Annotated in this window: 14 protein-coding genes; 12 read left to right on the top strand and 2 right to left on the bottom strand. The window is 72.5% G+C overall.

Annotation, left to right across the window (positions count from 1 at the left end):
- Positions 1-102 precede the first annotated feature (102 nt).
- The 10 genes from C8K30_RS25830 to C8K30_RS25785 all read left to right on the top strand — a co-directional run bounded on the left by C8K30_RS25830 (position 103) and on the right by C8K30_RS25785 (position 16,976).
- The gene (locus C8K30_RS25830; protein ID WP_108495777.1) at positions 103-3,351 is read left to right on the top strand and encodes a hypothetical protein; all 3,249 of its coding nucleotides are present in this window, start codon (positions 103-105) and stop codon (positions 3,349-3,351) included.
- Positions 3,351-6,194 carry an FtsX-like permease family protein gene (locus C8K30_RS25825; RefSeq protein WP_108495776.1) on the top strand — a complete coding sequence of 948 codons (2,844 nt, stop codon included), beginning with the start codon at positions 3,351-3,353 and terminating at the stop codon, positions 6,192-6,194. The genes C8K30_RS25830 and C8K30_RS25825 overlap by 1 nt, the downstream gene beginning before the upstream one ends.
- Positions 6,195-6,233: 39 nt before the next feature.
- The gene (locus C8K30_RS25820; protein ID WP_233257463.1) at positions 6,234-7,256 is read left to right on the top strand and encodes an ABC transporter ATP-binding protein; all 1,023 of its coding nucleotides are present in this window, start codon (positions 6,234-6,236) and stop codon (positions 7,254-7,256) included.
- Positions 7,253-7,969: an ABC transporter ATP-binding protein gene (locus C8K30_RS25815; RefSeq protein ID WP_108495775.1), complete on the top strand. Its 717-nt coding sequence runs from the start codon at positions 7,253-7,255 to the stop codon at positions 7,967-7,969. Before C8K30_RS25820 ends, C8K30_RS25815 begins: the two co-directional genes overlap by 4 nt.
- Positions 7,970-8,215: 246 nt before the next feature.
- Positions 8,216-9,886 carry an ABC transporter substrate-binding protein gene (locus C8K30_RS25810; RefSeq protein WP_108495774.1) on the top strand — a complete coding sequence of 557 codons (1,671 nt, stop codon included), beginning with the start codon at positions 8,216-8,218 and terminating at the stop codon, positions 9,884-9,886.
- 151 nt (positions 9,887-10,037) lie between these two features.
- Positions 10,038-10,964, top strand: a complete 927-nt coding sequence (locus C8K30_RS25805; protein ID WP_108495773.1) for an ABC transporter permease — start codon at positions 10,038-10,040, stop codon at positions 10,962-10,964.
- Positions 10,957-11,919, top strand: coding sequence for an ABC transporter permease (locus tag C8K30_RS25800; protein ID WP_108495772.1), 963 nt, complete (start codon positions 10,957-10,959; stop codon positions 11,917-11,919). Before C8K30_RS25805 ends, C8K30_RS25800 begins: the two co-directional genes overlap by 8 nt.
- Entirely contained in the window at positions 11,916-13,661 is a 1,746-nt protein-coding gene (locus C8K30_RS25795; RefSeq protein WP_108495771.1) for an ABC transporter ATP-binding protein, read from the top strand. The genes C8K30_RS25800 and C8K30_RS25795 overlap by 4 nt, the downstream gene beginning before the upstream one ends.
- Before the next feature lie 242 nt (positions 13,662-13,903).
- The gene (typA, locus tag C8K30_RS25790; protein ID WP_369941252.1) at positions 13,904-15,847 is read left to right on the top strand and encodes a translational GTPase TypA; all 1,944 of its coding nucleotides are present in this window, start codon (positions 13,904-13,906) and stop codon (positions 15,845-15,847) included.
- Between the two features lie 94 nt (positions 15,848-15,941).
- Positions 15,942-16,976, top strand: coding sequence for a PIG-L family deacetylase (locus C8K30_RS25785; protein ID WP_233257462.1), 1,035 nt, complete (start codon positions 15,942-15,944; stop codon positions 16,974-16,976).
- A gap of 69 nt (positions 16,977-17,045) precedes the next feature.
- Here C8K30_RS25785 and C8K30_RS25780 read toward each other — a convergent pair whose 3' ends face one another.
- Entirely contained in the window at positions 17,046-17,615 is a 570-nt protein-coding gene (locus tag C8K30_RS25780) for a hypothetical protein (protein ID WP_199230710.1), read from the bottom strand.
- A 94-nt stretch (positions 17,616-17,709) separates the two neighbouring features.
- Between C8K30_RS25780 and C8K30_RS25775 the strand changes: the two genes are divergently transcribed.
- On the top strand, positions 17,710-18,072 hold the full coding sequence (locus C8K30_RS25775) for a hypothetical protein (protein WP_233257461.1): 363 nt from the start codon (positions 17,710-17,712) through the stop codon (positions 18,070-18,072).
- A gap of 412 nt (positions 18,073-18,484) precedes the next feature.
- Here the strand turns inward: C8K30_RS25775 and C8K30_RS30505 are convergent, their stop codons facing one another.
- Positions 18,485-19,588 (bottom strand): hypothetical protein, encoded by a 1,104-nt coding sequence (locus tag C8K30_RS30505; RefSeq protein ID WP_146197599.1) that lies wholly within the window; start codon positions 19,586-19,588, stop codon positions 18,485-18,487.
- Between C8K30_RS30505 and C8K30_RS25765 the strand changes: the two genes are divergently transcribed.
- Complete coding sequence (locus C8K30_RS25765) at positions 19,557-21,551, top strand: VanW family protein (protein ID WP_146197598.1); 1,995 nt, start codon at positions 19,557-19,559, stop codon at positions 21,549-21,551. The genes C8K30_RS30505 and C8K30_RS25765 overlap by 32 nt on opposite strands.
- The last annotated feature ends 30 nt before the right edge of the window (positions 21,552-21,581 follow it).

Here is a 21,581-nt window from a genome sequence, read left to right as displayed (position 1 = left end):
CTGGTTCTACCTCGGCGGGCCCGACGGGGGCGTGACCGGATTGTTGCCCTGGGCGTCGTTAGTTTCGTCGTGAGTGTCACAGGGCACGGCTAGTTTGGCTGCGTGAGTCGAGCCACCCTCCTTGCCCGCCGGTCCACGGCGCACCGCGGGCTGCTCGCGCTCGTCTGGCTGCTCGTCGCGGTGCTGACCGGTGCCCTGGGCGTGACCGTCGGCTGGACGCAGGCGGCCGCCACGGCGGGCGCCCGCGACGGGCTGGCCGCGGCCGAGCCGTCGGGCCGGGCGGTCCAGCTCGCGACCCGCCTCGCCGACGGCGCTGCGGCCGAGGCCCAGGACGCGCGCGTCCAGCAGGTGCTCGCGGAGCTGCTCGACGGCGTGCCGCACCACGTCGCGTACGACGTGCGGACCGAACCGCAGTACACGACCGGTGCCAAAGGGCAGGACCTGGGCCGCTGGTCGGTGGCTCTCCTGCCCGCGCCGTCGCGTGCGGACACGCTGGCCGGCGCGGGCGCGGACGGCGTCACCCTGGTCGACGGCGCCTGGCCGGTCGGCGCCTCCGATGCGGCAGTGCAGGCCGACGCCGCGCGGGCCGCCGGGCTGGCGGTCGGCGACACGGTCCGCCTCGGCGTCGATCCCGACGAACCCACGGCCACCGGCACGCCCGTCACCATCGCCGCGACATGGCGCGTCACGGACCCTGACGACGCGGTCTGGCTCGGCGACCCCCTGGTGCTCACCGGGTCGGACGGCGCCTACCCGGGCCCGTTCGTGGTCAGCCAGGAGGTCGTCGCCGGCCTGGACACCGACCCGTTCGCCCGCTGGACAGTGGTGCCCGACGGCGCCGTGCTCACCCCCGCTGAGCTGCCCGCCCTGGCGGCGCTCACCGGCGAGGCCGAGCGCATCCTGGGGGAGGACACCGACATCGCGCCCCGCGGGCTGACCATCGCCGGCACGCTGGACGTGACGGCCGCCGACCTGGGGGCCGCGCTGCGAGCCGCGGACGCCGTCGCGCTGGTGCCGCTGTGCCTGCTGGCCCTCGTGGGCCTGGTCGCGCTGGTGCAGATGGCACGCCTGCTGGCCGCGACCCGGGAGGGCGAGGTCGCGCTCCTGGTCTCGCGCGGCGCCGCGCCCGGGACCGTGACCGTCGCTGCCCTCGCGGAGGGCGCGCTGCTCGCGCTGACCGCCGCGGCGGCGGGCGGGGCAGCCGCCTGGACAGCGCTGCGGATCGTCGCCCGGGCCGACGCCGGAGCGGCGGTCTCCGCGGTGACGCCCCTGGCCGTGGCGCTCGCGGTCGCCGTGGTGGCGACCGCGACGCTCGTGGTGGTCGCGGCGCTGCAGGCGCGGGCGGCGGTGCGGCGGCAGGTGACCGACCGCTCGGGGCGGGTGCGGCAGGCCGCGGCCCTCGGCACGGTGGTGCTGACGGTCGCCGCCGCCGCGGTGAGCACGACCCAGCTGCTGCGCTACGGCTCGCCCCTCCTGACCACGCCGGACGGCCCGCGCACCGACCCGACGGCGGCCGCCGCGCCCGCCCTCGCGCTCGCCGCGCTCGCGGTGGCGGCGATGGCGGTGCTCGGCCCGGCCACACGGCTCTGGGCGGGGCTCGCCGGCCGGTCGCGCGGCGTCGTCGGGTCGCTGGCGGCGCGGCAGGTGGCCCGCCGGATCGTCGTGTACGTGGTGCCGGTCGTCCTGCTGGTGCTCGCCGGCGGGGCGGCGACCCTGGCCGGCGGGTACACGGGCACGGCGGAGCGCCTGCGGGCCGACGTCGACGTGCTCGCCAACGGCGCGGACGTGCGGGTCACGGCGCCCGAGAGCGGGCAGCTCGACCCCGCGCCGTATCTGTCGGGCGGCTCGGGTCCGGGCAGCGCCGCCGTCGCTGCCGCGCCCGCGCTGTACGGGACCGGCTACTCCGACGGCCGTCCGGTCACGATGCTGGCACTGCCCGCTGCGGCGGTGCCCCAGGTGGTGCGCGCACCGGGGGAGGTGCTCGACGTCGAGCAGGTGGCCGACGACCTGGCGAGCGACGTCTTCGCCGCGGCCCCCGCCCTGCCCGACGGCGCCCGCGACGTCGGCATCACCGTGAGCGGCCGGATCCGCCAGACCGTCGAGATGCTCCTGCCCGCCGGTGCACCCGTGCACGAGCTGGACCTGTCCCTCGTGCTCGCCGCGCCCGACGGGACGCTCGCCACCGTGGGCCTTGGACAGGTCACAGAGGGCGACGGGTCCGGCAACACCCTCGGCGCGGACACGACAACGCACGACCTGACCGGCGAGGTGCCGGCGCCACCGGAGGGCCAGTCGTGGCGGGTCGCCGCCCTCGACGTCGACACGAGCCCCGGATGGTCGATGGCGGAGGTGACGCTGTCCGTGCAGAGCCTCACGGCGGGCGGAGAGCCGGTGGAGCAGCCGGAGTGGACGCGCTCGGAGACCCTCGACGGGCCCGACGGCCTGGAGCTGACCGAGGGCGAGGCCGAGTTCACGATGCCGCTCGGCGACGGCGCGGCCGGGGCGAGCAGGCTCCGCCTCCTGACCACCCCGGACCCCGCCCCCGTCCCACTGCTGGCCTCGTCGTCGCTGGTCAGCGCGCTGGACATCGCCCCGGACGACACCTTCGAGCTGACGCTCGGCGGGACCCGGCTGCCGGTGGTCGCCGTGGCGTCGTCGGGCACGGTGCCCGGGGCGCTCGAGCCGTACGCAGTGCTGCTGGACCGCGGGGCGCTCGCCGCCGCGCTCGTGCGCGAGGTGAGCGACCCGGTGCTCACGAGCGAGGTCTGGCTCGCGGCGGGCCGGCCCGGCCCTGCTGCCCCTGCACGAGCCGTGGCCCGCCTGGCCCGCGAGGCGACGGCCGTGGCCGAGGCCACGGGGGAGAGCAGCCGGGAGCAGCCGACCGTCACGACCCCGGGCTACGGCTCGACGGACACCGCTGTGCCGGTGCGGGTCTCGTTCTGGCTCGCCGCGGCCGGCGCGACGGTGCTCGCGCTGGCGGGCGTGCTCGCGGTCGCGGTGGCGACCCTGCGCGAGCGGCGCGGCGAGGTGGTCGTGCTGCGCGCCGTCGGGCTCGGTCCCGTGGCGCAGGGCCGGGCCCGGGCCGCCGAGCTGATCGCCGTCGGCGTGGTGGCGCTCGCCGTGGGCGCGGTCGCCGGGTGGGGCGTGGCTCGGCTGGCCGTGGGCGGCCTGGCCGCCGCGACGCTCACCGGGATCGACGCCGCACCACCTGCGCGGTTCGTCCTCGAGACCGGGGGGACCGGCCTGGTGCTCGCCGCCGCCGTGGCCGGGCTCGTGCTGGTCGCGATCGGGGTGGGCGGGCGCGTGGCCGCGCAGGCCCGCGACACCGCCTACCGCGAGGAGGTGCGCTGATGGGAGCGCTGTCCGGGCTGGGCCTGCTCGCGCGGCGGCAGCTGCGCACGTCCTGGGGCGCGACGGCGACGCTCGGCGTGGTCGCGTTCCTCGCCGCCGGCGTGCTGTCGACGGCGCCGCGTGCCGTAGCGACCATGCACGCGGACCAGGTGGCCTACGAGACGGCGGCCGCGACGGGCCTCGCTCGCGACGTGATCTCGGTGGTGGGAGCGGTTCCCGGCGTGCCGCCGGGCGGCGGGTTCTACGATCCGGGCAGCGCCGGGAGCGGCGTGCCCGCAGAGCCGAACTGGGCCCAGTTCCTCGCGAACCTGGACACCGTGCGCGCAGAGACTCCCGAGCCGCTGCGCTCGGTGATGGGCGCGCCGCGCTTCCACGTGACCTCGACCGACACCGCGTACACCGAACCCGTGCCCAGCTCCGAGCTGGCCGAGGCCAAGGTCTTCCTCCGCTCCGCCACCGACCTGGGCGAGCACACCGAGCTCGTCGAGGGGCGCTGGCCCGCCGCGACGACGGCACCCGTGTTCGGGCACGAGGAGCAGTTCCTGGGACACCCCTCGGAGCAGGCCCCGTCGTTCGAGGTGGCCGTGTCGCGCGCCGTCGCGGACGCGTACGGCTGGGAGCTCGGCGGCACGTACGACAACCTCTCCGGCTCGGGCGTCGTCGCCCTGGCCGACCGCTATCCGACCCTCGTCGTGACCGGCATCTTCGAGACCGGCGACCCGGACGCCGACTACTGGCTGCACCACGCCCTGGGAGCCAGGGCCTCCGTGATCGCCGACCCGAACCGAGGGCTGCTCGCCACCGCCACCGCCTACGTGGACCCGGCGATGATCACGCCGCTGACGCTCGGCATGGCCGAGACCCGCATCTGGTACCCGGTGAGCACCGACGGCGTGACGGCCGCCGACGTGCCGGTGCTCCTGTCCCAGATCAACGGCCAGTCCGCCAAGACGTTCCTCGTCGCGGCCGTGCCCGACGACCCCACGCCGATGCAGCTGCGGCCGAGCAGCCGCCTCAGCGAGATCCTGGAGCGCCTGCTCGCACAGCGCACCGGCGTCGACGCGATAGTCGCGGTCCTCGCCGTCGGGCCGCTCGGCGCCACCGTCGCCGTGCTGGCCCTGGGCGCGCGGCTCGTGGTCGACCGCAGGCGCTCGGCGCTCGCCCTGCTGCGCGCCCGCGGGGCGTCCGGTACCCAGGTGCGCCTGCTCATGGGCGGCGAGGGCCTCGTCGTGGGGCTCGGGTCCGCGGCAGCCGGGTTCGCGGCAGGGCTCGCCCTCTCGGCCGGCGTCGGCATGGACGCACCCGTCACCACCGGCCAGGTCGCGCTCGCCCTCGCAGCGGGCCTTGCCCCCGCGGTCGCCCTCGCGCTCGCCACCTCGCCCGCCGGCCTGCGGGCCACCCGGGCGGACCTCGCGCCCCGCTCGCGCAGCCGCGTGCGCTGGATGCTTGAGGTGCTCGTCGTCGCGGGCGCGGCGCTCGCGACCTGGCTGCTGCTCTCGCGCGGGGTCGTGGCGGGCTCGGGTGCGGGCTCCGGCGTCGACCCGCTGGTGGCCGCGGCTCCTCTGCTGGTCTCCCTCGCACTCACCCTGCTCGCCGTGCGCGCGTACCCGTGGCTCGCGCTCGCGGTCGAGCGCGCGCTCGCACCGCGGCGCGACCTGGTCCCGTTCCTCGGCGCCGCGCGGGCCACGCGCGACCCCGCCGGCGGCCCCGTCCCGGCGGTCGCGCTCGTGCTGGCCGTGGCCGTCGCGGCGACCTCCGCGGTGCTGTACTCCACCGTCTCGGGCGGCGTGGTCCGCGAGGCGTGGCGAGCCACCGGTGCCGACCTGCGCATCTCCGGCCCGATCGTCGACGAGCCGACGGCGGAGCAGATCGCCGCGCTCGACGGGGTCTCCGCTGTGACGCCGGTCGGCGCGGTGGGCGACGGTGTGCTGCAGGACGAGGCGTCGTCGCTCCGCGCGGAGGTCTACACGGTGGACGCGGCCGAGCTGGCCGTCGCCCAGGAGGACGTGGCCGGCGCCCCCGAGACGCCGGCCGATCTGGTCGGGCCGGGCGGCTCGAGCGGGCCGGACGACGCAGTGCCGGTGATCCTCACCAGCGCCGCGGCCGGCCCCGGGATCGGTCCCGGGAGCACGGGCGGCACCCTCGTGACGCAGGAGGGCAGCGTGCCGGTCCGCGTCGTCGATGTGGTCGACGAGCTGCCCGGACTGCCCGCGAGCCGGGCGCTCGTCCTCGCCGACGTCGACCGCCTCGCCGCGGCCACGGGCGACCGGCCCTACGCGCGGCTCGCGCTCGTGGGCCTGGCCGACGACGCCGACCGCACCGCGGTGACAGCCGAGATATCGCGGCTGCTGCCGTCGTCGGTAGTGGAGGATCCGGACCAGGAGGCCGACGCCATGCTCGCTGCGCCGGTCTCCGGCGGGCTGGCCATCGCCTTCGTGCTGGCCGTGCTGCTCGCGGGGCTCCTGTGCGCCGCCGCCGTGGTGATGACGCTGATGCTCGCCGCGCCCGCACGAGCCCGGCTGCTCGCCGTGCTGCAGACCCTGGGCCTGTCGCCCCGTCAGGGGCGCGGGCTGGTCGGATGGGAGATCGGGCCGTGGGCGGTGGTGGCGCTCGTGGTGGGTGCCGTGCTCGGCGTGGCCGTGCCGTCGCTGGTGCTGGCCGCCGTGGACGTCACGGCCCTGACCGGCGGCGCCGTCCAGCCCGATGCGCAGTACGACCCGTTGCTGCTGGGCGCGGCCGCCGCCGGGTTCGTCGTGGTGGTGCTGGCCGCGGTGGGCGTCGCCGCGGCACTGAGCCGGCGCGGCGAGGTCGCCGCCCAGCTCCGGATGGGCAGCAATGACTGACATGACTACCGCGGACCCATGCGTTCGGAGGGAGACCCGATGAGCACGACCATCGAGCTGACGGACGGCGGCGCGCCGGCGTCGGCCGAGCCGGCCGGCGGCGGCGAGATCCGGTGCGGCGACCTGGTGCGGATCTTCGCCACGGACGGCGTCGAGGTGCAGGCCCTGCAGGGCCTCACGCTGATCGTCGACCCGGGGGAGATCGTCGCCGTCGTCGGCGCGTCCGGGTCGGGCAAGTCCACGCTGCTGACCATCCTGTCCGGCCTGGACACGCCCACCGGCGGGTCCGCGGTGGTGGCGGGCACCGACCTGCTCACCATGGGCCACGCCGAGCGGGTCCGGTACCAGCGGTCCACCGTCGGTTTCGTGTGGCAGCAGACGTCGCGCAACCTGCTGCCGTACCTCACGGCGAGCGAGAACGTGCGGCTCCCGCTGGAGCTGGCGGGCACGCTGCCCCGGCGCGAGCGCGCTCGGCGCGTCGAGGCGCTGCTCGAGCTGCTGGAGGTCGGCCACGTGGCCGGACGGCGGCCGGGCGAGATGTCCGGCGGCGAGCAGCAGCGCACCGCGATCGCCGTCGCGGTGGCCAACAACCCGCGGGTGCTGCTGGCCGACGAGCCCACCGGCGAGCTCGACGAGGCCACCTCGGTGGAGGTGCTGGAGGCCCTGCGCGGCGTGAACCGGGAGACAGGCGTGACCACGCTGATCGTCACGCACGACCCGACGGTGTCCGAGCACGTAGCGCGCACCGTCCAGATCCGGGACGGCCGTACCTCCACGGAGACGCTGCGGCGCACCGAGACCGACGAGCACGGGCGGGCACGGCACGTGTCGGAGGAGTTCGCGGTGCTCGACCGGGTGGGCCGCATGCAGCTGCCCCAGGACTTCGTCCACGCCCTCGACCTGCGCGACCGGGTGCGGCTGGCGCTGGAGCCGGACCACGTGGGCGTGTGGCCGGCGGCGCCGGGCCCCGCGGCCCAGCCCGACCCGGCTCGCGCGAGCCCGGCGGTCGGACCGAGCCCGGCGGCCAGGCATGCCGAGACCCAGCCCGAGGAGGACCGATGACGACCACCGCTTCGACACGTACCCCGGCGCGCACCGTCCTGCGCGCCGAGGGCCTCACGCGGGTGTTCGGGACCGGCGCCGGCGAGGTGCGCGCCCTGGCGGACGCCGCGCTGGAGGTGGCCGCGGGTGAGCTGCTCGTGGTGCGCGGCCCGTCCGGTTCGGGCAAGACGACGCTGCTGAACCTGCTCGGCGGGCTGGACCGTCCGACGTCGGGCAGCGTGTGGCTCGGTGATGCCGAGCTGACCGCGCTGGGGGAGAAGGCAGTGCTCGCCGCGCGCCGCGACCGGATCGGCTACGTGTTCCAGTCGTTCGGGCTGGTGCCCGTGCTGTCGGCGGCGGAGAACGTCGAGGTCCCGCTGCGGCTGCGGCGCACCCCGGCGGCCGAGCGCTCGCGGCGCGTCGCCGAGGCGCTGGACGCCGTCGGGCTGGCGGAGCACGCGAAGCAGCGGCCGTACGAGCTGTCGGGCGGGCAGCAGCAGCGGGTGGGCATCGCCCGCGCGCTGGTGGCGGACCCGGAGGTGCTGCTCGCGGACGAGCCGACCGGACAGCTCGACTCGGGCACGGCAGCTGTGGTGATGGACCTGCTGGCTCGGGTGGTGCACGAGCGCGGCGTGGCCGCCGTCGTCTCCACGCACGATCCGGAGCTGATGGCCCGCGCCGATCGGGTGGTGGAGCTGCACGACGGGCGTGTGGTGGCCTCAGGCAACGGGTGAATTTCCTGATGAGGGCCCTTGCCACGCCCGTGTTACGGGTGTGAGAACCACCTGGTCAGAACTGTTACCTGGTGTTACCCCCATATACCAGGATGGTCACAACTCGGTGGCGTTTCTCGCGGAGTGGTCATCGGCATCTGCGCTGAGCGGCTACGTTAGGTCTGATACCACGGGGTGCAAAGATGCGCCCGCATCGCTCCGGACGGCGTCCGCCGGGCCGGAGTGAACTGCTACCCAGGAGGACACGTGACACCTCGAAAGCGACTTTTGGGGCTGGGCGCATTCGCCCTCGCCTCGTCGCTCGTGCTGACCGCTTGCGGCGGTGGCGGCGGCGAAGAGCCACCTGCCGAGGGCGCGAGCACCGGCATCGTGACCGTCGGCAACGGTGAGCCGCAGAACCCGATCATCCCGACCATGACCAACGAGGTCTTCGGATCCAAGGTCACCGGCAACATCTTCGCCGGGCTCGTCTACTACGACGCCGAGGGCGTCGTGCACAACGAGGTCGCCGAGTCGATCGAGTCGGACGACAACGTGGTCTGGACCGTCACGCTCAAGGACGGATGGACGTTCTCGGACGGCACGCCGGTCACGGCGCAGAGCTTCGTGGACGCGTGGAACTACGGCGCCTACGGGCCCAACGCGCAGAACCTGAGCTACTTCTTCGAGCCGATCGCGGGCTTCGAGGACGTGCAGTTCGCGGAGGACCAGCTGGACGCCGAGGGCGCGCCCAAGGAGGGCGAGGTGCCTGCCTCCGAGACGCTGTCCGGTCTCGAGGTCGTCAGCGACACCGAGTTCACCGTGACGCTCTCGCAGCCGGAGTCGGACTTCCCGCTGCGGCTGGGCTACTCGGCGTTCTACCCGCTGCCCGAGTCCTTCTTCGAGGACCCGGAGGCGGCCGGCGAGGCCCCGATCGGCAACGGCCCGTACGTCCTGGAGACCTGGGAGCACAACTCGCTCATCGAGCTGCGCCCGAACGAGTCGTACGAGGGTGACCGGGTGCCGCAGAACGGCGGCGTCGACCTGGTGGCCTACACCGACGAGGACTCGGCGTACAACGACCTGCTCGACGGCAACCTGGACATCGTCACCAACGTCCCGGCGTCGGCATTCGGCACGTTCGAGGACGAGCTGGGCGACCGCGCGGTCAACCAGCCCGCCGCGGTGATCCAGGTGATCAACGTTCCCGAGTACGTCGAGGGCTTCCAGGGCGAGGCGGGCCTCATGCGCCGCCAGGCCATCTCCATGGCGATCGACCGTGACCAGGTCACCGAGACCGTCTTCTCCGGCTCGCGCACCCCGGCCACCGACTTCACCTCTCCCGTCATCAACGGCTGGAGCGACGACGTCGAGGGCAACGAGGTGCTCGACTACGACCCCGAGGGCGCCAAGGCGCTCTGGGACGAGGCCGAGGCGATCGAGCCCTGGGGTGACGAGCCCCTGTACATCGCGTCCAACGCGGACAGCGACCACCAGTCGTGGATCGACCCGGTCTGCAACGGCATCCGCGACACGCTCGGCATCGACTGCGAGTTCGACGCGTACCCCACGTTCGACGAGTTCCTCGACGCGCGTGACAACAACGAGATCAAGGGGCTCTTCCGTGGCGGCTGGCAGGCCGACTACCCGGCCATGAGCAACTTCCTCGGGCCGATCTACGGCACGGGCGCCGGCTCGAACGACATGGGCTACTCGAGCGAGGAGTTCGACGCCAAGCTCACCGAGGCCAACGGCGAGACCGACCCCGACGCGGCGATCGAGCTCTACAAGGAAGCCCAGACGATCCTGTTCCAGGACATGCCGGGCATCCCGCTCTGGTACAACAACGCGACGGGCGGCTGGTCCGAGGCCGTCGAGAACGTCGTGTTCGGCTGGGACAGCGACCCGATCCTGTACCAGGTGACCAAGTCGGAGTGAGCCTGATCACGACCGGACCTCCGGCGTGACGCTTCGCTCCAGGTGAGGCGGGGTACGCGCGACGCGTGCCCCGCCTTGCAATGTGCAACGGCGCGCCGCCCGGAAGTTGTCCGGGAGAATGGTTCGCTGAAACCGCCCAAGGAGAATTTCGATGCTTTGGTATCTCGGACGCCGGTTGCTGCAGGTGATCCCTGTGTTTATCGGCGCCACACTTCTGCTCTACGCACTGGTCTTCCTGCGCCCGGGTGATCCCGTGGCCGGGCTGGGCGGTGAGCGCGGGCTGCCCGAGGCCGTGCAGCAGCAGATCCGCGCCCAGTTCCACCTGGACCAGCCCTTCATCGTGCAGTACCTGTACTACCTCAGGGGCATCTTCACGTTCGACCTCGGCGACACCTTCACCGGCCGCCCGGTGGCCGAGGTCGTGGCCGAAGCCCTGCCCATCACGTTCCAGCTCGCGATCATGGCGCTCGTCATCGAGACGGTCTTCGGCATCGGCTTCGGCCTGTTCGCCGGGATCCGCAAGGGCAAGCTCTTCGACTCCAGCGTGCTGGTGCTGAGCCTGCTGCTCATCGCGCTGCCGACGTTCGTCACCGGCCTGGTGCTGCAGATCGTCGTGGGCGTCAACCTCGACTGGCTGCCCGTCACCGCGGGCCGAGATCCCGACTTCTACAGTCTGCTCATGCCGGCCATCGTGCTCGCGACGACGTCGTTCGCCCAGATCCTGCGCCTGACCCGCACCTCGGTGATCGAGAACGTCACTGCCGACTTCGTGCGCACCGCGAGTGCCAAGGGCCTGCCGCGCGACAAGGTGGTCTCCCGGCACGTGCTGCGCAACTCGCTCATCCCTGTTGTCACGTTCATCGGCGTGGACCTGGGCAACCTCATGACGGGCTCCATCGTCACCGAGGGCATCTTCAACATCAACGGTGTCGGCGGCACGCTCTTCGAGGCGATCCAGCGCGGCGAGTCCGTCACGATCGTGACGATGTCGACCGTGATCGTGCTGGTCTACATCGTCGCCAACCTGCTCGTGGACCTGCTGTACGCCGTCCTGGACCCGAGGATCCGTTATGCCTGAGAACCGCTACGACAAGGCCCCGCGTCCGGGCCAGGGCCACTACGTGGCCGCACCCGAGGACGTCACCGTCGGTGTCGTCGATGCCGTGGTCACCGACGAGGCGCCGTCGAGCATGTGGCGCGACGCCTGGCGGGACATGAGCCACCGCCCGCTCTTCTGGATCTCGGCCGCGATGATCCTGGTCGTGGTGGTGATCTCCATCGCCCCGGGCTTGTTCACGGACCAGCTCCCGCGCTCGGGGTGCGTCCTGGCGGACTCGTTGCTGCCGCCGTCGCGCGAGCACATCTTCGGTACCGACAAGATCGGCTGTGACATCTACGCGCGGACGCTCTACGGGGCCAAGGCTTCGGTGACGGTCGGCCTGCTCACCACGGTCTTCGTGGTCGTGCTTGGCACGGTCGTCGGCGCCATCGCCGGCTACTACGGCGGCTGGACCGACACGATCCTGTCGCGCATCACGGACATCTTCTTCGCCGTGCCGTTCGTGCTCGCCGCGATCGTGATCCTCAGCATCGTGCCGTCGCGCAGTGCGCTGGCAGTGGCGCTGGTGCTGGCCTCCTTCGGCTGGACCACCATCGCCCGCATCACCCGTGGTGCAGTGCTCAGCGTGAAGAACAACGAGTTCGTCACGGCGGCGAAGGCCCTGGGCATGAGTCGTGGCGCCATCCTCTGGCGGCACGTCCTGCCCAACTCCTCGGCGCCGATCATCGTGTACTCCACGGTGGCACTCGGCACCTTCATCGTGGCCGAGGCCACGCTGACGTTCCTCGGCATCGGCCTGGACCCGTCCACCGTCTCCTGGGGTGGTGACCTGTCGAACGGGCGTGCCTCGATCCGCACCAACCCGGAGATCATGTTCTACCCGGCCGCGGCACTCGCCTTCACCGTGCTCGGCTTCATCATGCTGGGCGACGTCGTGCGCGACGCCCTCGACCCGAAGGCGAGGAAGCGATGACCACCACGATCACCCTCACCGACGGAACCACCGAGGACGCCCCGGTGCCCGCCGAGAAGCCCGACGACAGCACCCCGCTGCTCGAGATCAAGGACCTGCAGATCTCGTTCACCACGGCCACCGGCACGGTCGACGCCGTGCGCGGCGTTGACCTCACGGTCTACCCGGGCCAGTCCGTGGCGATCGTTGGGGAGTCGGGCTCCGGCAAGTCGACCACCGCGCACGCGATCATCGACCTGCTGCCCGGCACCGGCAAGGTGACCGGCGGGTCCATCTCGTTCGGCGGGCGCGAGCTCGTCGGCCTGAAGCGCAAGCAGGTCGAGGACCTGCGCGGCCGCGAGATCGGCCTGGTGCCGCAGGACCCGATGTCCAACCTGAACCCGGTGTGGCGCATCGGTGCGCAGATCGACGAGGCCCTGGTCGCCAACGGCTTCCCGGGCAGCAGGGCGGAGCGCAGCGCGCGCGTCGCCGAGCTGCTCGGCGAGGCCGGCCTGCCCGACGCCGCGCGCCGCGCCCGCCAGTTCCCGCACGAGTTCTCGGGCGGCATGCGCCAGCGTGCGCTCATCGCGATCGGCCTGGCCTCGCGGCCGAAGCTGCTCATCGCGGACGAGCCGACGTCGGCCCTCGACGTCACGGTGCAGAAGACGATCCTGGACCACCTGGAGGGCCTCACCGCCGAGCTCGGCACCGCGGTCCTGTTCATCACGCACGATCTGGGCCTGGCCGCCGAGCGTGCCGAGCACCTCGTGGTGATGTACAAGGGCAAGGTCGTGGAGTCCGGCCCGGCGGCGCAGATCCTCAAGGACCCGCAGCACGAGTACACCAAGCGGCTCGTGGCCTCGGCCCCGTCGCTGGCCTCGCGCCGCATCCAGTCCGCGCACGAGCGCGGCACGGAGGCCGAGGACCTGCTCGCCGAGCATGCGGACGAGGTGGAGGCCGCTGCCCCCGACGTCGTCGTGGCGAAGGACCTGACCAAGGTGTTCCACATCCGTGGTTCGCGGCCCGGCGCGCACACCGACTTCACGGCGGTGGACAGCATCGACTTCGTGCTGCCCAAGGGCCACACCCTCGCCCTGGTGGGGGAGTCCGGCTCCGGCAAGTCCACGGCGGCCAACATGGTGCTGGGACTGCTCGAGCCGACGTCGGGCACCGTCATGTTCGACGGCAACGACGTGGCGACGATGTCCCCGAAGGAGCAGTTCGCGCTGCGCCGCCGGGTGCAGCCGGTGTTCCAGAACCCGTACGGCTCGCTGGACCCGACCTACTCGATCTTCCGCTCGATCGAGGAGCCGCTCGTCCTGCACCGGGTGGGCGACCGGAAGGCCCGCGAGGCACGCGTCCGCGAGCTGCTCGACATGGTGTCGCTGCCGCAGGCGACGATGCGACGGTTCCCGAACGAGCTGTCGGGCGGGCAGCGGCAGCGCATCGCGATCGCGCGTGCGCTGGCGCTCAAGCCCGAGGTGCTCGTGCTCGACGAGGCCGTCTCGGCGCTCGACGTGCTGGTCCAGGCGCAGATCCTGACGCTGCTCAACGACCTGCAGGCCGAGCTGGGGCTGTCCTTCCTGTTCATCACGCACGACCTGGCAGTGGTCCGGCAGATCGCCGACCTCGTGGCCGTGATGAAGGACGGGAGCATCGTGGAGCACGCGACCACCGACGAGGTGTTCGACAACCCGCAGCAGGAGTACACGCGGGACCTGCTGGCGGCGATCCCGGGCGCGAGCCTGGAGATCGGCGGCTGACCCGCTCCTCTGCACCGAAGTAGAACTGCGGCGAGACAGAACCAGGGCGGCTACCGCTCAGCTTCTATCTCGCCGCAGTTCTACTTTGCCCTGGTTCTACTTCGGCGTGGGTGTTCACCGCACAGTGACACGGTCGACACCTGGGGATTTCGATTCACGGGTAAGATAGTGCTGCCGCGAGACCGGTCCGCTCGGACCAGAGTCCGCGCACCTTGACTCCCCTTCTGGAAATGAGTGCTTCCGTGACCGTGCCTGCAACCGCGCCGACCTCGGCCCGTGCGACCCGATCCGACCTGCGTAACGTCGCGATCGTGGCCCACGTCGACCATGGCAAGACCACGCTCGTGGACGCCATGCTCAGGCAGTCGGGGTCCTTCGGTGCCCGCCAGCACCTCGAGGACCGCGTGATGGACTCGGGCGACCTGGAGCGCGAGAAGGGCATCACCATCCTCGCCAAGAACACCGCGATCCGGTACGCCGGCCCCGCGGCGGCGGAGAACGGCCAGCCCGAGGGCATCACTATCAACGTGATCGACACCCCGGGCCACGCCGACTTCGGCGGTGAGGTCGAGCGCGGCCTGTCGATGGTCGACGGCGTCGTGCTGCTCGTCGACGCGTCCGAGGGCCCGCTGCCCCAGACCCGCTTCGTGCTGCGCAAGGCGCTGGCCGCGAAGCTGCCGGTCATCGTCGTCGTGAACAAGGTGGACCGCCCCGACGCGCGCATCACCGAGGTGGTCGCCGAGACCACCGACCTGCTGCTCGGCCTCGCCGGCGACCTGTCCGACGAGGTCGACGACCTCGACCTGGACGCCATCCTCGACGTGCCGGTCGTGTACGCGTCGGCCAAGGCCGGCCGCGCCTCCACGGACCAGCCCGCCGACGGCGGCCTGCCCGCCAACGAGGACCTTGAGCCGCTGTTCGCGACCATCCTCGAGAAGATCCCGGCCCCGACCTACGAGGAGGGCGTGCCGCTGCAGGCGCACGTCACCAACCTCGACGCGTCGCCGTTCCTCGGGCGTCTCGCGCTGCTGCGCATCCACAACGGCACCCTGACCAAGGGCCAGAACGTCGCGTGGGCCCGGCACGACGGCACCCTGCAGAGCGTGAAGATCACCGAGCTGCTGGAGACCAAGGCGCTCGACCGCGTGCCGACCGACAAGGCAGGCCCCGGCGAGATCGTCGCCGTCGCCGGTATCGCGGACATCATGATCGGCGAGACCCTCACCGACATCGACGACCCGCGCCCGCTGCCGCTCATCACCGTCGACGACCCGGCGATCTCGATGACCATCGGTATCAACACCTCCCCGCTCGCGGGCAAGGGCGGCAAGGGCCACAAGGTCACCGCCCGCCAGGTGAAGGACCGCCTCGACGCCGAGCTCGTCGGTAACGTCTCCCTGAAGGTCCTCCCGACCGAGCGTCCCGACGCCTGGGAGGTGCAGGGCCGCGGCGAGCTGGCCCTGGCCATCCTCGTCGAGCAGATGCGCCGCGAGGGTTTCGAGCTCACGGTGGGCAAGCCGCAGGTCGTCACCAAGACGATCGACGGCAAGATCCACGAGCCGATGGAGCGGATGACCATCGACGTGCCCGAGGAGTACCTCGGCGCCGTCACGCAGCTCCTCGCGCAGCGCAAGGGCCGCATGGAGACCATGACGAACCACGGCACCGGCTGGGTCCGCATGGAGTTCATGGTCCCGGCGCGCGGCCTCATCGGCTTCCGCACGCAGTTCCTGACCGACACCCGCGGTACGGGTATCGCGGCGTCGATCTCCGAGGGCTACGAGCCCTGGCACGGCCCGATCGAGTCGCGCAACACCGGCTCGCTCGTCGCCGACCGCTCCGGCAAGGTGACGCCGTTCGCCATGATCAACCTGCAGGAGCGCGGCTCCTTCTTCGTGGACCCCACGCAGGAGGTGTACGAGGGCATGATCGTCGGCGAGAACTCGCGCAACGAGGACATGGACGTCAACATCACCAAGGAAAAGAAGCTGACGAACATGCGGTCGGCCACCGCCGACAACTTCGAGAACCTGATCCCGCCGCGCAAGCTCACGCTGGAGGAGTCCCTGGAGTTCGCCCAGGAGGACGAGTGCGTCGAGGTGACCCCGGAGGTAGTCCGCATCCGCAAGGTGCTCCTGAACGCCACGGACCGCGCCCGAGCGACGGCCCGCGCCAAGCGCAACTGACCGTCCCCCTCGCTGAGTGCTGGATATTCGCCCGATGAAGGCTCGTCTTCTGGGCGAAAATCCAGCACTCAGTGCTTTTGGGGTGTTGTTGGCCGTGCATGCGCATCCCGACGACGAGACGCTGTCGACCGGGGGGCTGCTGGCGACCTGGGCGGCCGCCGGGCGGCCCGCCCTTGTCGTGACGTGCACGCGCGGGGAACGGGGCGAGGTCATCGCCCTTCCCGGCACGACGTCGGAGGGGCTGGCCGGTCTCGAGGGCGACGGGCCCGCGCTGGGCGCCTACCGGGAGACCGAGCTGGCGGGGGCGCTGGCGGAGCTGGCCGGCGGCGACGTCGGCGCGATCGAGCAGACCTTCCTCGATGCCGTCCCGTTCTCGGACGCACCGGTCGCCGGGGCCACCCATGGATCTGATCCGTCCGGTGGGGTGCGGTACGAGGACTCCGGGATGGCCTGGGCCGCGCCCGGCGTCGCCGGCCCCGCGCCGGACTCGCCGCCGACGGCGTTCGCGCGGGTGCCGCTCGACGAGCCCGCGGGCCGGCTCGCGATGCTGATCCGCGCGCGACGCCCCGCCGTCGTCGCGACCTACGAGCCCGGCGGGGGCTACGGGCACCCCGACCACGTGCGTACGCACGCGGTGACGGTCCGTGCGCTGGAGCTCGCGGCGGACCCGGCCTGGCGGCCCGACGGCGGCGGCGCGCAGGCAGCTGACGGGGAGCCGGCCCCCGGCGTCGGGCGGCGGGACGAACCATGGGCGGGTGCCGAGCTGTGGCAGGCCGTCGCCCGGGCGGCCGAGGTGCGCGAGGCGCGGGCACTGCTCGCGGACCTGCCTGAGGCGGGCGCGCTCGCCGCGGCCGCCGGCCTCACGTTCGCCGATCCCTGGGAGGACCTGCCGCCGTTCGCGAAGGACGACCTGGACACGGCGACCTCGGGGCCCGAGGTGGTGCAGGTCGACATCGGGCTGGTGGCGGACCGGTTGATCGCCGCGCTACGGGCCCACGCCACGCAGGTCCAGCACGCGACCGTCCTGCCGCGTCCCGAGGGCCCCGTCGTCGGCTGGTACGCCCTGTCCAACGACGTGCTGGCCCCGATCCTCACGACCGAGACCTACCTCGTCACTCCGCCGAGATAGAACCATGGCGAGTGGGTTCTTTCTCGCCACGGTTCTATCTCGGCGGAGCTGTCTTGGCGAACGGCGGGATCAGCGCTGCTGGAAGGCGTCCAGGCCGATCGCCATGGCGGTCACGAGCCGGCGGTCGAGCCGCGGGTCCTGGACGTTCACGACGTAGCGGTCGCGCAGGCCCCACTTCTTCTCCACGGTGAAGGCCGGGCGGCCCTCGATCGTGAAGTCGAAGTGATACGGCAGCCAGGCCGCCTCGACGAGCCGACGGATCACGGCGACCGCCATGCTGCGCTCGCTCCCCGTGACGGTGCCGAGGTCGGGCTGGTCGATGTGCCAGGTGCTGCGCAGCAGCGACTTGGCGAAGTCCTTGCGGAACGAGCCGATCGGGCTGCCGCCCGCGTCGACCACGTCGTAGGTCGCGCCGAGGTCGATCACCTGGCGGGCCTTGAAGCCGAGCACTGCCTCCTGCTTGTTCTCGTCGGCGTAGAGCGTGACCTGCTCGCGGAACGCCATGCGCTTCTGCTGAGCGAACGCGTAGAGGTCGCCCTCGGAGCCGTCGGGCTGCGCGCCGCGCACCTCGTACTGGTTGACCATCAAGCGGATCCGCTGTCGGATGATGAGCTGCGTCTGTGCCTGGAGCGTATTCACCCGCCGGAGTGTTCCACACTTGCAGTGTCCTCCCAGATGAATACGGGAGAATGGCTGGGTGAACTCACCCGGACGACACCTCGGACGAACGATCGTGCGCACCCTCCTGGCCGTGGCGCTCGGCGTCGTCATGGGCGGCCTGGGGACCGTTGTGCACCGGTACGGCGACGAGCCCTGGCACCTCGGACTGATCCTCGCGCTCGCTTTGACGGCGGCGGCCGGCGTGCTCTCGCGCGCCTGGGCCGGCTATGGCACGCTGCTCGGGTTCGGCGTGGGCTGGGTCGCCATGGTGCAGGCCCTGTCGCTGCCGGGCTCCGGGGGCGACGTCATCGTCCCGGCGGGCGTGCTCGGCATGGTCTGGTCGTACGTGGGGGTGGCGGTCCTGGCGGTCGTCGCGTTCCTGCCGTCGTCGTGGTTCGCCGAGGTCCCGGCGCGGCGAAATCAGCCTGTTGCCTGAGGTCTGCGGTTCTTTGCAGAGTGATTCAGGATGGTGAGCAGGATTGATACAGAACCTCCACCTCGGGGCGTCCAGTACGAGGCCTTGGGCAGGATTCTCGCTCGATAGGATGCCCGGCAGGGCGGCCCCGTCCAGCGGATTCGCCGCGGGTCCGGTGCGCCCTTGGGGGACGCGGAGAGCCCGCGTCTCGGGTAGTTGCACGGAGCGTGCCGATGGGTCAGCCGACCGAGCGTGACGAACCGCTCGAGCCGACATCAGACGAGAACGCCGGGATCAAGCCTGCCCCGGCGATGGCTCCTCGCTTGTCCCAGAAACGCCCTGGCAGCGTGCCTCGACGGGCACCGCAACCCCAGGCGCGGCAGGCGGCCCCCAGGGCCGCACAGCCCGCAGTACCGGCCGGTCGTCCGACCGCTCAGCCGGCCCCCCGATCCGCAGAGAAGGTCGAACCCGTGACCACTCCGGAGCAGTCCGAGCCCTCGAAGGCCCCGCAGGTCCCCGTCGCACCGTCCACGGGGGCGCCGGTCGCGCCCGGGAGCACGCCGAGGAGCACAGCGGCGTCCGCCGCCCCGAGCGTGCCGGACTCCGCGAGCAAGCCGGACCCCACGAACGACCCCGCCGAACCAGGCACGGACAGCCCGGACCAGGTCGCTGTGCTGCAGACCGTCGTCGAGAAGCTCGCGACGCCGGCGACCAAGGCGTCCAAGCCCAGGAGCGGGTACACCCCGCGTGTCTTCGCGTTCGACCGGCCGCCCAAGAGCGGCTCCGGGTCGAGCGCCGGAAGGCAGAGCACGCGGCCGCAGGACTCCACGAGGCCGGGCACGACGCCGGCCGCCTCGACGGTAGGACAGGCACCAGACGTGACAGACGCGAGCAAGACCCCCGACACGACGGCGGATGCCACTCCCGCCGAGTCGGCAACCGAGACAGTGGCGCCCGCAGCGGCAGCGGCAGGAGCCGCGGCGGGGGTGGTGGCAGGCGCGGCTGGCGCGGCGGCGGTCTCCGCTGCTGGATCCGGTCCGGTCGCCGGCCCGGCTCCCGCGGCCGATTCCGCTCCGGGCGCCGATTCGGTGCCAGGTTCGTCGGACGCCGAGACAGGCTCGGCCGCACCGGACACGACGGCGGCGGGCGCCCCGGCAGACAAGGCGGCGGTCGCCCCGGTGGCCGCTGAGGCTGCCCCGGCAGATTCGGCTGCCCCGGACTCGACCGCCTCGGGCGCGGCAGCACCCGACGCGCCGGCAGCACCAGAATCGGCAGCACCTGACGCGGCGGCACCCGAATCAGCAGTTTCCGACGCCGTAGTTCCCGACGCACCGGCGCCTGACACCGTGGCGCCTGCAGCGGCAGCGGCCAGCTCGGCAGCGGCCAGCCCGGCGGCAGCGGCCAGCTCGGCAGCCGCGAGCCCGGCAGCCGCGAGCCCGGCAGCCGCCAGTCCCGCAGCCGCCAGCACAGCAGCCGCGGCAACCGCCGCAGCAGCGTCTTCCCCGGTGCCCGTACCGCCGTCGGTCCCGTCGTCCACGCTCCCCTCGCGCCCGGGCACGGTGCCGCCCGCCCCGCCGTCGGACCCGGGTACGGTGCCCCCGCCGGATGCCGGCCAGATTCCGTTCCTCAAGCCGCTGACCGGCGCGATCCAGCGCGTAGCGCGCCCCTGGGCGCCGACGCGGTCCGAGGCGACGCCGCAGGCGATCCCCCCGGCGGGCCCCGGCGGTCCGGGCGCACCCGGCAGCCCCACCGGCCCCGGTGGCCCGTTCGGGCCGGGTGGCTCGACCGGCCCGGGCGCGGCAGGCCAGGGCGGCTTCTTCGGCCTCGCCGGCGACGGCGCCCCGAGCCGGGGCCCCAAGATCGCGCTGTTCTCGGTGCTGGGTGCCGTCGTGCTGTTCGCGATCTACGCCCTGGTGTCGTGGAGCGTGAGCGACACGGTGCCGCGTGAGACCACGGTGGCCGGCGTCGACGTCGGCGGGATGACGCAGGCCGAGGCGGCGTCCGCGCTGACGGAGCAGCTCGCCCCGCGCATCAAGGAGCCGATCGAGCTCACCGCGGGCGAGGGGAAGGCCCAGCTCTCCCCGAAGCCCAGCGGTCTCGCGATCGACGCCGAGGCGACGGCGGCCGGGCTCACCGGGTTCTCGCTGAGCCCGATGCGGATGTGGGCGCACATGTTCGGCGGCTCCGAGCAGGAGCTGGTCCTGGCCATCGACACCGAGAAGTTCGACGCCGCGGTGGCGGGCCTCGAGGAGTCGCTCGCCGTGGAGCCCGTGGACGGCACTGTTTCGTTCGTCGACGGGCAGGCGGTCAAGACGGACCCGAAGGAGGGCTCGCGGATCGTCGCGAGCGAGACCTCGCGCATCATCCAGGAGCGCTGGCTGAACCAGGACGGCCCCTTCGACCTGCCGATCGAGCCGGTGCAGCCGGTCATCACGCAGACGCAGACGGACGACAGCTTCGCGGTGGCGCAGAAGATCGTCTCGGAGCCGGTCACGGTGTCCGTGGGCGGTCAGAAGCCGGTGCTGGCGCCCGAGGTCCTCGCCGGGCTGTTCCGGTTCGAGCAGCAGGACGACCAGCTCGTCACCATCGTGGACCGGGAGGCGACGGTCGCGGCGATCGTCGACGCCACGACCAACCTGCTGGAGGTCCCGTCCGACGCCCACTTCGAGTTCGCCGGCGGCAAGCCGACGGTCGTCGCGGGCAAGACCGGCACCACGCTCGATCCCACCGAGGCGGGCAAGGCCGTGCGGATCGCCGCGACGGGCGACGACCGTGAGACGTCGGTGGAGCTCGTCGAGCAGGACCCGAAGGACACCGTCGACTCGCTGAAGGCCCTGGGCGTCAAGGAGATCGTCTCGGAGTTCAGCACGCCGCTGACGAACGAGCCGGTGCGCACGCAGAACCTGGTGCGTGGCGCGCAGATGATCACGGGCAACCTCATCAAGCCGGGCGAGACGTTCTCCCTGCTGGAGGCGCTCGCACCGATCACGCTCGAGAACGGGTACTTCGACGCGGGCGTCGTCGAGAACGGCGAGCACGTGGAGGCGGTGGGCGGCGGTCTCTCGCAGATGGCCACCACCTCGTTCAACGCGGGCTTCTTCGCCGGGTTCGACGACGTCGAGCACCACGCGCACTCCTACTGGTTCCCGCGCTACCCACCGGGACGCGAGGCCACGATCTACGTGGGCGCCAAGGACATGAAGTTCACCAACGACACCCCGTACGGCGCGGTCATGCAGTCCTTCGTGTCGGGCGGCCAGCTCACGGTCCGGATCTGGAGCACCAAGTACTACACGGTGCAGGAGAACACGAGCGACAAGCGGAACATCGTGCCGAAGACGACGATCCACGACTCCTCGGCGGACTGCGAGCCGTACCCCGGTGGCGAGGACGGCTTCTCCGTCACCGTCTCCCGCAAGGTCCTCCACAACGGCCAGGTGGTCAAGGAGAACTCGTTCAGCCACTCCTACAACCCGGACAACCCGGTTGTCTGCGACTGAGCCGTGAGGCTCTGACGGGCGACCGGCGGT

The organism is Promicromonospora sp. AC04 (assembly GCF_003058225.1).
GTDB lineage: Bacteria > Actinomycetota > Actinomycetes > Actinomycetales > Cellulomonadaceae > Promicromonospora.
Note: the sequence above shows the minus strand (reverse complement) of the source record. Positions and strands in the feature narration are given on the sequence as shown.